This is a genomic window from Vibrio jasicida CAIM 1864 = LMG 25398, from assembly GCF_000400365.1.
GTDB classification, from domain to species: domain Bacteria; phylum Pseudomonadota; class Gammaproteobacteria; order Enterobacterales; family Vibrionaceae; genus Vibrio; species Vibrio jasicida.
This window is the reverse complement of sequence record NZ_BAOG01000024.1, coordinates 34,153-44,119: the sequence shown is the minus strand read 5'-3', so window position 1 is coordinate 44,119 and position 9,967 is coordinate 34,153. Positions and strand designations below refer to the sequence as shown.

The 9,967-nt window shown below is 45.0% G+C and carries 9 protein-coding genes; 5 read left to right on the top strand and 4 right to left on the bottom strand.

The window, feature by feature from the left end; all coding sequences use genetic code 11:
• Positions 1 to 195 precede the first annotated feature (195 nt).
• Positions 196 to 1,803, bottom strand: a complete 1,608-nt coding sequence (locus VJL_RS07040) for a BCCT family transporter (RefSeq protein WP_038876790.1) — start codon at positions 1,801 to 1,803, stop codon at positions 196 to 198.
• 501 nt (positions 1,804 to 2,304) lie between these two features.
• On the opposite strand from VJL_RS07040, the gene VJL_RS07035 reads away from it, so the two are divergent.
• From VJL_RS07035 to VJL_RS07025, 3 genes are all read left to right on the top strand, one after another.
• Positions 2,305 to 3,474 carry a D-alanyl-D-alanine carboxypeptidase family protein gene (locus VJL_RS07035; protein WP_042602584.1) on the top strand — a complete coding sequence of 390 codons (1,170 nt, stop codon included), beginning with the start codon at positions 2,305 to 2,307 and terminating at the stop codon, positions 3,472 to 3,474.
• Positions 3,475 to 3,581: 107 nt separating this feature from the next.
• A complete protein-coding gene (locus VJL_RS07030; protein ID WP_038865140.1) occupies positions 3,582 to 3,989 on the top strand; it encodes an SPOR domain-containing protein in 408 nt (135 codons plus the stop codon).
• 193 nt (positions 3,990 to 4,182) lie between these two features.
• A complete protein-coding gene (locus tag VJL_RS07025) occupies positions 4,183 to 4,887 on the top strand; it encodes a class I SAM-dependent methyltransferase (protein WP_038876789.1) in 705 nt (234 codons plus the stop codon).
• Positions 4,888 to 4,957: 70 nt separating this feature from the next.
• Here the strand turns inward: VJL_RS07025 and VJL_RS07020 are convergent, their stop codons facing one another.
• The 3 genes from VJL_RS07020 to VJL_RS07010 all read right to left on the bottom strand — a co-directional run bounded on the left by VJL_RS07020 (position 4,958) and on the right by VJL_RS07010 (position 7,057).
• Positions 4,958 to 5,431 (bottom strand): peroxiredoxin, encoded by a 474-nt coding sequence (locus tag VJL_RS07020; RefSeq protein ID WP_038876787.1) that lies wholly within the window; start codon positions 5,429 to 5,431, stop codon positions 4,958 to 4,960.
• A gap of 138 nt (positions 5,432 to 5,569) precedes the next feature.
• Positions 5,570 to 6,559, bottom strand: coding sequence for an efflux RND transporter periplasmic adaptor subunit (locus tag VJL_RS07015; RefSeq protein WP_038876785.1), 990 nt, complete (start codon positions 6,557 to 6,559; stop codon positions 5,570 to 5,572).
• Positions 6,560 to 6,562: 3 nt separating this feature from the next.
• Positions 6,563 to 7,057 (bottom strand): hypothetical protein, encoded by a 495-nt coding sequence (locus tag VJL_RS07010; protein WP_038876783.1) that lies wholly within the window; start codon positions 7,055 to 7,057, stop codon positions 6,563 to 6,565.
• Between the two features lie 168 nt (positions 7,058 to 7,225).
• On the opposite strand from VJL_RS07010, the gene VJL_RS07005 reads away from it, so the two are divergent.
• Both VJL_RS07005 and VJL_RS07000 read left to right on the top strand, forming a co-directional pair.
• Positions 7,226 to 8,149 carry a LysR family transcriptional regulator gene (locus tag VJL_RS07005; RefSeq protein ID WP_038876780.1) on the top strand — a complete coding sequence of 308 codons (924 nt, stop codon included), beginning with the start codon at positions 7,226 to 7,228 and terminating at the stop codon, positions 8,147 to 8,149.
• A 154-nt stretch (positions 8,150 to 8,303) separates the two neighbouring features.
• Positions 8,304 to 9,938: a sensor domain-containing diguanylate cyclase gene (locus tag VJL_RS07000; protein ID WP_038876778.1), complete on the top strand. Its 1,635-nt coding sequence runs from the start codon at positions 8,304 to 8,306 to the stop codon at positions 9,936 to 9,938.
• The last annotated feature ends 29 nt before the right edge of the window (positions 9,939 to 9,967 follow it).

Here is a 9,967-nt window from a genome sequence, read left to right as displayed (position 1 = left end):
TCCCAACGTGGACTCCGAATACATTAGCGCAAACCAACTCCGTTATTACTAAATTGTAGTTGCAATAACGGGGCGGACCATACATTTTATGTGTAAGAACGGAACTTATTGATTCGCAATACAATACGGTGACGAGCATAAAAAACGAGCGCCAAATGGACGCTCGTTTCTCATATTGATGATATAAAGCTTTTGCTAAGCAACAGAAGGTTTCTGCACTGCGTTTTGATACGCCGGTAATTCTGATCTTAAGCCTTTAATCAAGCTCACACACATGACCAATAAGACTAAGGTGAATGGTAAACCCGTTGCGACAACGCCAGATTGCAGTGCTTGCAGTGCCTCTTTACCACCAATCCAAAGCATGACGGCAGCGATAGAGCCTTCAATACATGCCCAGAAAATACGCTGTGGTACTGGTGCATCAATTTTGCCGCCAGCGGTGATGCTATCGATAACCAGCGAGCCAGAGTCTGATGACGTAATAAAGAACACCAAAATCAGAACGATAGACAGGATTGAAATGACTGAACTAAATGGCATGGCGTCGTACACATGGAACAACGTCAGTGAGATATCGGTTAAGCCATTTGCGCCTAATTCACCGACTTTATTGACTACTTGGTCGAGTGCGATACCACCGAATACGGCCATCCAAACTAAGGTTACTGTGGTTGGAATCACGATAACCGCGAAGATAAACTCTCGAACGGTACGTCCTTTCGATACACGTGCGATAAACATGCCCACGAATGGTGACCAAGATACCCACCACGCCCAATAGAAAACAGTCCAACCGTGCATCCATTCAGTGTCTTCACGACCTACAGGGTTGCTGAGTGCAAAGATATTCTGTGCGTAAGCGACAGTGGTATCCCAAATGGATGTTGTCGCGATATCGAAGCTAATGAACATCACGAACGCCAGCAGTGCAAAAGCCACCGCCATGTTGATGTTACTCAGTAGTTTGACACCTCCATCGATACCTCGGATCACAGAAAGTACTGCGATAAAAGTAACGAATGCGATAACAATCATTTGCGTACCAATGCCACCTTCTAAACCAAATACATGGTTAATGCCACTGGTTGCTTGTTGTGCACCTAAACCGAGAGACGTCGCTAGACCAAATAGAGTGGAGAGTACCGCTAGAATATCGATAACGTGACCTAACCAACCCCAAGCGCGGTCCCCAAAGATTGGATAAAACGCTGAGCGCAAAGAAAGTGGTAAACCTTTATTAAAAGCGAAGAAGGCCAGTGAGAGTGCAACAATGGCGTAGATCGCCCAACCGTGGATGCCCCAGTGGAACATGGTTGCGGCCATCGCAAGTGATTTTGCTTCTTCGGTATAAGGCTCTACGTTGAGAGGAGTACCGAACCAATTGGTAAAGTAAGCGGTTGGTTCTGAAACACTCCAGAACAACAGCCCAATACCCATACCGGCAGCAAAAAGCATAGATAACCAAGAAATGGTTGAGTGTTCTGCAATGGCGTCTTTACCGCCGATTCTAATTTTTCCGAGGGGAGAAAAAAGAATCGCGATAGCGAATAAGATGAAGAAGTTTGCTGACCACATAAAGAACGAGTCGAAATCTGAAATGATGCCGTTCTTTAGGCCGTTTAGGGCATCACGAGCAGTCGCAGGGTCAACAATGAGAAGAGAAGCAAGACAAAGAAGAACAAGACCAGCACTAATTCCGAATACTGGGTTGTGGATATCGAATCCCCACTTTTGAACGTTGTCTTGGCCAACCTGATAGTCGGTGGTGTCGATACTATATTTTTTTAGTGCATTATCCATAAATACAACATGTACGCTTTTTAAAAGTGCTGTCCTTTTTCAAGAAAAACACCAAAACCGCCCTCCATTTATTTTGAGTTCAAATTAAAAAATGCGACGAGATAATAATGTTTTATGTAAAAATATGCAAATCTACGCTTTTTTTGTCCTTTTATGCGAGTTTTGACCGTGCATTTAGGGTTGAAAAGTTATGAGGTGTAATGTTTTGATGTGTAATCTTTTTGGGTCTTGAGCACAGAGAGTAAGGGCTAAAAGGACGGGGCTAAGATGGAAAGTTCAGCTCTTTGCTATTAGCGCTTTGGTATTTTGAATGGTGATAAATGTTAGTTGTCTCATATGCTTGACTAGCGTATTCATATGCCGGTTTTGTGTGCAATATTCTACGGACATCGCATTCTTTTCGACAAACATCGAGTAAACGTAACGAATCGTAACAGAGCTGCTGTAACTGAACAGCGTTTCAATATACTCCACTTAGTTTGTAAGCCACAGAAAGCTGCTATGAGAAAAAACACTTTAATCAATGCTACGTTAGCGACTGCTCTGACTGCAGTATCTACTTTTAGTTTTGCTGCACCTACCGTTGTTCCTAATGCTCCGGAGCTTAGCTCACGCGGTTACGTTTTAATGGATTACCACACCGGAACTGTATTGGTAGAAAGAGACGCAGATAAGCGTCTTAACCCCGCAAGTTTGACCAAACTGATGACCGCCTATGTTGCTGGTCAGGAGGTTAAATCAGGCAACATTAGTCTGGATGACGACGTGGTGATCAGCCGAAATGCATGGGCAAAAAACTTCCCAGACTCTTCAAAAATGTTCATTGAAGTGGGTACCTCTGTTTCTTTGTCTGATCTATATCGTGGTTTGATTGTTCAATCGGGTAACGATGCCAGTGTGGCTATCGCAGAACACGTTGCAGGCAGTGAAGCTGGGTTTGTTGGATTGATGAACAGTTGGGCGAATCAGCTTGGTTTATCAAACTCTGCATTTACCAACCCACACGGATTGGACAGTGATGGTTTGTATTCGACACCTCGTGATATTGCGACTCTCGGCCGTGCCATCATTCGTGATTTACCAGATATCTACCCGTTGTACAGCGAGACTTCGTTTACTTACAACGGCATTACCCAATACAACCGGAATGGCTTGCTACGCGATCGCAGCATGAGTGTGGATGGCATGAAAACCGGTTACACCAGTGGCGCAGGTTACAGCCTTGCGACGTCGGCAACTAATGGTGACATGCGTTTGGTCGCGGTTGTAATGGGCGCAAAAAGCCCAAGTGTACGTGAGTCAGAAAGCAAACAACTACTGAGTTATGGCTTCCGTTTCTTTGATACGGTTGTACCAACTGAAGCTGGTAAAGAAGTATCAACAGCGCGCGTTTGGATGGGCAATCAAGATGAATTGAAAGTCGGCGTCGATCGCGATATCTATCTAACGCTACCAAAAGGCGATGTAAATAAGCTGCAAGCGGAAGTTGAATACAACGGCGATTTAATTGCCCCGATTCAAAAAGACCAAGTGGTTGGCAAGGTTTTGTATAAGGTCGACGGTGACGTCGTGAAAGAAGCTGAGCTAGTGGCGTTAGAGCCCGTTGATGAAGGCAGTATCTTCAAACGTCTAATGGATTGGTTTAAGCGCTTGGTCGCGAGCTGGTTCTAAATCTCGATTACACGCAAATTGATTTACTAAGGCGGCCGAAATGGTCGCCTTTTTTGTTTTGAGCACTCATTAAGAGAAACATTCAGAACAAAAAAACGGAGTTACGTGTGCGCAAGATTTTATCTTTGGCCTTGGCTTTTTCCCTTACTGGCTGTGTGCTGCCGCAGCATCAACCAGTCGATTCTGGGCAATGTGTTGGTGTTATGTCATCGCAAGATGCTTATGGATACCTCAACCCAAATCACTACACGATGCAGGTACTGGCACTCAAAAAAGAAAAGGATGTCAAAGAGTACATTCGCTATATTGATCCGAAACATCCGGTTTGGGTGAACTGGAAAAACAGCCGTGGTACACGATGGTATACCGTGACGGTTGGGGATTTCAAAACCAAGCAAGACGCTTATAACGCACTGTCTTCGTTGCCAAGCCGCGTTAAGCAATCTTCCCCGTTTGTGCTGACGTTTGGTGAAATGCAGCGCAAGCAAGAGACCAGTGTGGTGCGAATGCGTTAATACCTAGGCTTTGATTCGATTAGGGGGTTGCACACAATTCAGAGTCTTTCGATACATCGGTAAGGCTCTTTCTATTTTTCAGAACGCCACTTCTTCAATGTACGCGCAAGATCACTGATCTGACGTGCTTTTCACTTTACTTCATATCGAGTATTTTCTAGTCTTCGCATCCCACTTTTTCGTTGGAGTCACCATGAAGCAAGAAATGTACACCACCTACGCAAAGCAATACGATTTAGCCGCGCAAGATAATCTGTACAACGCGCATTTTGAGCGTCCAAACTCCCTTGAACTAGTCGGTGATGTGGCAGGCAAAAAGGTGCTGGATTTAGGTTGTGGTTCTGGTATTTACGCGCAGCTTCTTCTTGAGCTGGGCGCAAGCTCAGTAACCTGCATCGACGCTGCGCAAGAGATGATAGATATCGTAAAAGAAAAGCTAGGTAGCTCGGTCACCGCTTACGCGCAAAACTTGGCGCTCGGTTTACCTGAAGAGGCGGACGGGCAGTACGATTTAGTCATTTGCCCGCTGATGGTTCATTACATTGAAGATCTTCGTCCCTTGTTTAACGATATTCAACGAGTATTAAAAGCCGGTGGTCAGTTTGTCTTCTCAACCCATCATCCATTTGCGGATTTCGAATGTTCGGCTTCTGGTAATTACTACGATAAAGAGCTGGTTGAAGATATGTGGAATACGGTAGGAGAACCGGTTCCTGTGGCATTCTACCGCCGTTCATTACAAGACATTACCGATGCGATTACGGGCAGTAACATGGCGATGCTGGCGATTTCAGAAGGTAAGGTGAATGAAAAGATTCGTGAAATCTCTCAGGAGCATTACCAACGTTTGGCGACGTTCCCGAACTTCATCTTCATTAAATGTGTGGCGCTGAGCTAGTAAAATCAGTGAGTTCAGATAGAAAAAACGGAAGCGCAGAGGCTTCCGTTTTGTGATCTTAGCGTTGAGCTTAAAGTGCAGCTAGAATGGTTTCTGCTTTGCTCGCTTCGAATGTTTTTGGCTCTTCAACATTCAGCGTGGTTACTACGCCATTTTCAATGATCATTGCGTAACGCTGTGAACGAACACCGCCAAAGCCGTCCGTGTCCATTTCTAGACCAATTGCTTTAGTGAAGCTTGCATCACCGTCACCCAACATGAGTAACTCAGAAGCATTTTGCGCTTCGCCCCAAGCTTGCATGACAAAGGCATCGTTGACCGATACACAAGCAATAAGATCAACACCTTTCGCTTTCAGTTGGTCTGCTAATACAACGTAGCCAGGTAAGTGAGCTTCAGAGCATGTTGGCGTAAATGCACCTGGTACCGCAAACAACACGACTTTCTTGTTGGCAAACAGTTCGGTTACTTCGTGATTTACCATGCCATCCGCAGTCAGTTCGCTAAGCGTTGCGGCAGGTAGTACTTGGCCTTGTTGAATCATCATTTTCTTCCTTATTTGGGTAGCTTTATATAGCTCACTCAGTCTAGCGCCAAAAGTGTTTGCTAACCACAGACGAATTGTAGGGGCATCATTGACTTCATAAAAACAAACCGCCTCTGTGGGCGGTTTGTTTATTCTCTACATCGCGTTCAAGTAAGACTTATAAGAGTGAAGGCGAACCGTTGCTGCGCCAATTACATCAATGAAGCCAAACAGGCTGTGTGGTTTATTTGCGGCAATCCACGCTGAGCCAGTTGCACCGATTGGGATGGATTTGCCTTCGGGTTCGAAGATTTCCAAAATCACAGTTCGACCATGGCTACTGGTGTTTGCTCCCACGTGCTGACGAACGCTTTGCGGCCCTTGCAGAGGAGAGACAGAAGATTCTCCGGTACCCGCCGTGATACTGTGCACGCGCGCACGGAACACTTCACCAGGGTATGCGTCGACGTAAAACTCAGCAAACTGCCCCGCTTCAACGTAACGATAAGTTTGGTCAGGGATGCGCATTTCTAAAAACTTACGTGAGGTGTCGTATATGTGCATGTTACCCACACGGCTGCCGTCAGCGACGTTAACGACGGCTACTTGGCCATCATAAGGCGCTCGTACCGTTTTACGCTCTTGCTCAAAGACAGTCTTCTCAAGGTCAGCATGGAGTGATTTTAATGACGCTTTGGCGACGCGTAATTGTGATTCGTAGTATTCCAGATCGCGGCCTTTGAAGATTTCTGGTGAAGTTTCACCACGCACGATGTCACGCTTCAACTGAGCGATGGTCTCTTCTTGCTGCACAATCCCAGCCTTAATCTTCTCGACGTCGGCTTGCGAAGTGGTATCCACTAAGGTGTAAATCACATCGCCTTTCTTGACTCGTTGGTTGTGCTGCACATTGATGTGGTCGATTTGCTCACGAAATAGGGGAGACAACACGGAGTGTGGTGCTTTGACTGTGGATGAGTAAGTGAGATCAACCGGAGCCCACAAACGGGATAGAATCCCCAGCACTACAAGAATGAACGTGCCGCCAGAAATAATCCAAAACGCGCTTTTAAGTGTCCATTTGATCGCGCCAGTAGAGACCAAAATCCACATGATCAAAATGTACGGAATCATTACCTCTTTCATCGGTTATTCCTCCGTTGCTTTTGCTGGCGTTTGGGGTTGTGTTGACAGGCGGCTATTGCGAATAATGTTGCTAAGTGATTGACCAATGTGTTCCCAGTTAGCGAACGCAATGATAAGTGCCAATACCCACCATGCTTTATGGATGAATAAACCACATAAAGACAAAGCAAAAACCAATTGAATGTGAGAACTTTTCTTTTCTTCCGCTCGGTGCACTGCAACTTCATGGATCTGCCATAGCAAATAGATAACAAAAAGGACAAGGGCTATGGTGACAGAGAACAGGTACCCGCTGAAGTATTCAGAGTTAAAGATCACCATCATGGTGTCGTTGGGCGTGTTGGTAAATAAACTCATATCAATGTCTTTTGAATTGATCGTACCTATAGGTGCAAGCAAATAAGCACCGCAAAGCATCAGAGCCATGAAGATCGAGAACTTTAATAGCACCATAAAAATCGCAAATATCACGCGACCTATGGCTTTTATGACGTTCATAGTTATACCTTTTGTCGATGTTTGGAGGGTAGAACGTTGAGCGAGTGATGGTTGTTTTGTTTGTTTCATCACGTGCGCGCAATTGTATGAAAAAACGCCATAAGTTGAGTTATATGTGATATAAGTTATGGCTATATCACTAGGTAAATTGGCAAGAATACATAAATTATGAAGCACTCAGATTACAGCCTTATGCCGACCTTCGTGGCGATTGTCGAAGAGAAAAGTTACACCAAGGCGGCGCAACGATTGGGCATTAGCCAATCAGCGGTCAGCCAAGCGGTAGTCAGGCTTCGTGAGATGTTTAACGACGCACTCTTTATACGTGAAAGCCACGGTGTGTCACCGACGGCGTATGCTCTGGATATTTACCCAACGCTTGCCAGTGCAGTTGAAAGTATTGCGTATATGTTGCCTGAACATTCTCGATTTGACCCTGCCCAATGTGATAAGCGTTTTGTGATCTCGTCTTTGAGTGTGTTCGGTTTTACCTTGTTACCAGAGTTGTCTGCAATGATTAGTCATACTGCGCCAAAAGCGATGACACGGATTGAGCCACTCTATAGCATGGACTTAACCAACCTTTTGCGAACTCAGCAATGTGATCTTGTGATTGAGGCACACACTAACTTGCATCCTCATTTACGTTCTCAAGTGTTGATGTCTGATAAGTTGACGGTAACGTGCCGGGCTGACCATCCACGCTTACTAGGCAATACCATTAGCGTGGATGAATATTTAGCAGAAAAGCACGTCACTTTATCTCAACTTGATCAACAAGGAGGGTATTTGACTGGACGTGGGATTAAAGACGAAAAGATATTAGCTCAGCGTGACGTTGCTTGGCAGAGCAGCAGTATTATAGAAATATTGCCGGTGATACAACGTTGCGATTATATCGCCCTTATGCCTCAAATATTGTTAGAACAGTACAAAGAGTTGTATCAATTGAAAGCGTTAGAGATCGACTTTCTAAAAGAGCCTATCGATGTTGCCATGTATTGGCATTCATCTCGTACCAACGATCCAAGTCATAAATGGTTGAGAGAACAATGTGCATTGGCAGCGAAGAAGTTTTCAATAAACTATTAAATTTCGACCGTTTTTCATACTAAACCACATAGCAGACTCTTTACTAACAAACTAGACTATATGCATATCCTCACACTTAATAAGGACATTTGTGTATATCGCAGGGTTTGCTTTCCGAAGTGTAAGAACCAAGTTTGTCGTGACGTATTCCGTAATGACGATTTGTTTCGTCCTGATTCTTTTCGCTGTGTTGTACTTTAAAGAGCGGCAACGGATCTTTAGTGTCGCCTTAGAAAACTCCATTCAACTTTCTAACCTCCATTCGGACGTCATCAGCCAAGAATTGCAACGACATGTGGCGTCATTGCAAACCATTAGTGGTCACCAACGTGTTCAAGAAGGGGATATCGACTTTATTGTCGAAGAGCTCAAGTGGCTCAAAAGTATGTCTAAGAAGTCAGTGATCAATACGCTTTTCGTCGATGAGTATTGGAATCTGATTGATTACAAGGGTAGAGCCATAAAAATCGAGTGGCCGGAATTTGTTGGAGATGCTCGATGGAAGCACGGAGATTATCACATCACAGCGCCGCACGTTGGCTTACTGGTCAAAACGCCCGTTGTTGCCCTTGGTGTACCCGTGTATGACGAAGCGGATAACTGGAAAGGGATTGTTGGTGTGTCTATTTCCGTAAACTACCTTGCGCAGCGTTTGTCGAAAGTGAAGTTAGGCAACAGCAGCTATGCTTGGATCTCTGATAGCACCGGGACAGTGGTTTCTCATCCCGACAGCTCTCTGATTTTGCACGCCAATATTTTTGAAGGTGAACGAGTTGGTTTTGAAGGCTTTGCTGACATTGCGGTGCAAACCAATTGGGAGAATGTTGGACACGGCCACTACTACGACAGAAAGGTCAATGAAGCCAAGATCGTGACTTTCGCTAAAATCGATACTTTGCCCAATTGGACGCTCTTTGTGACCACGGAAGAGTCTGATATTTTCCTCGATATCAATGAGCTACTGGAAGATGTTGCGATTACTTCATCGGTGGTGATTGTTGTTTTCATGCCTATCGTGTTCTATCTCACCAATTCCATCACAAGGCCGATTTTGGATCTGACGTACGATGTCGAAAACGCAGTGAACAATCATTACACCGCGTTTTCTGGCTACGATTCGAAAGATGAAATAGGTCAGCTTTCCAATGCGTTTAAAAACACTTTTGATGAAATCCATCAGCACAATAGAAAGCTAGAGGAAGTGGTCGCACTCAGAACACAAGAGCTCAATACTGCGAACCAAGAGTTGGCGTACTCGGTCAATTTGCTCAATGCAAACAACCACAAGCTCACTTGGTTGGCCATGCATGATCCGCTCACCAACTTATTTAACCGTCGCGCACTGATCACCAAAGTCAACGAGCAGCTTCAAAAGGCACGAGCGCACAGTTGGCCTGTCTCATTGATTTTGCTCGACCTTGACCACTTTAAAGAGGTTAACGACACATTTGGGCATGATGTTGGGGATGACGTACTAAAGCATATTGCTGATTTTCTTGCCCAAACCCCTTTAGAGGAAGGTATGTTGGCACGATGGGGCGGGGAGGAGTTTGTCATCGTCGCTTCCGAGGTATCTTTAGAAAAGGCACTGCAATGGGCACAAAACCGTTTAGAGGCGCTTAAGGATGAAGATTTCAGCCCTGTTTCGAAAGTGACGTTTAGTGCGGGCATTGCCACATTAGGGTTAGAAGACAGTTTTGATGAACTGGTCGCCAGAGCAGACAAGGCGCTCTATGTTGCAAAAAATGCGGGGAGAAACTGTATTCAAACCGAACGAGATACATCGTGAGGTACGTAGTAAAGGTGTATTTCAAACAA

Coding starts and splice junctions, on each gene's coding strand:
- VJL_RS07020 (WP_038876787.1), bottom strand. CDS start 5,431: ATGATTCAACAAGGCCAAGTACTACCTGCCGCAACGCTTAGCGAACTG.
- VJL_RS07010 (WP_038876783.1), bottom strand. CDS start 7,057: ATGAACGTCATAAAAGCCATAGGTCGCGTGATATTTGCGATTTTTATG.
- VJL_RS07040 (WP_038876790.1), bottom strand. CDS start 1,803: ATGGATAATGCACTAAAAAAATATAGTATCGACACCACCGACTATCAG.
- VJL_RS07025 (WP_038876789.1), top strand. CDS start 4,183: ATGAAGCAAGAAATGTACACCACCTACGCAAAGCAATACGATTTAGCC.
- VJL_RS07005 (WP_038876780.1), top strand. CDS start 7,226: ATGAAGCACTCAGATTACAGCCTTATGCCGACCTTCGTGGCGATTGTC.
- VJL_RS07015 (WP_038876785.1), bottom strand. CDS start 6,559: ATGAAAGAGGTAATGATTCCGTACATTTTGATCATGTGGATTTTGGTC.
- VJL_RS07035 (WP_042602584.1), top strand. CDS start 2,305: ATGAGAAAAAACACTTTAATCAATGCTACGTTAGCGACTGCTCTGACT.
- VJL_RS07000 (WP_038876778.1), top strand. CDS start 8,304: ATGACGATTTGTTTCGTCCTGATTCTTTTCGCTGTGTTGTACTTTAAA.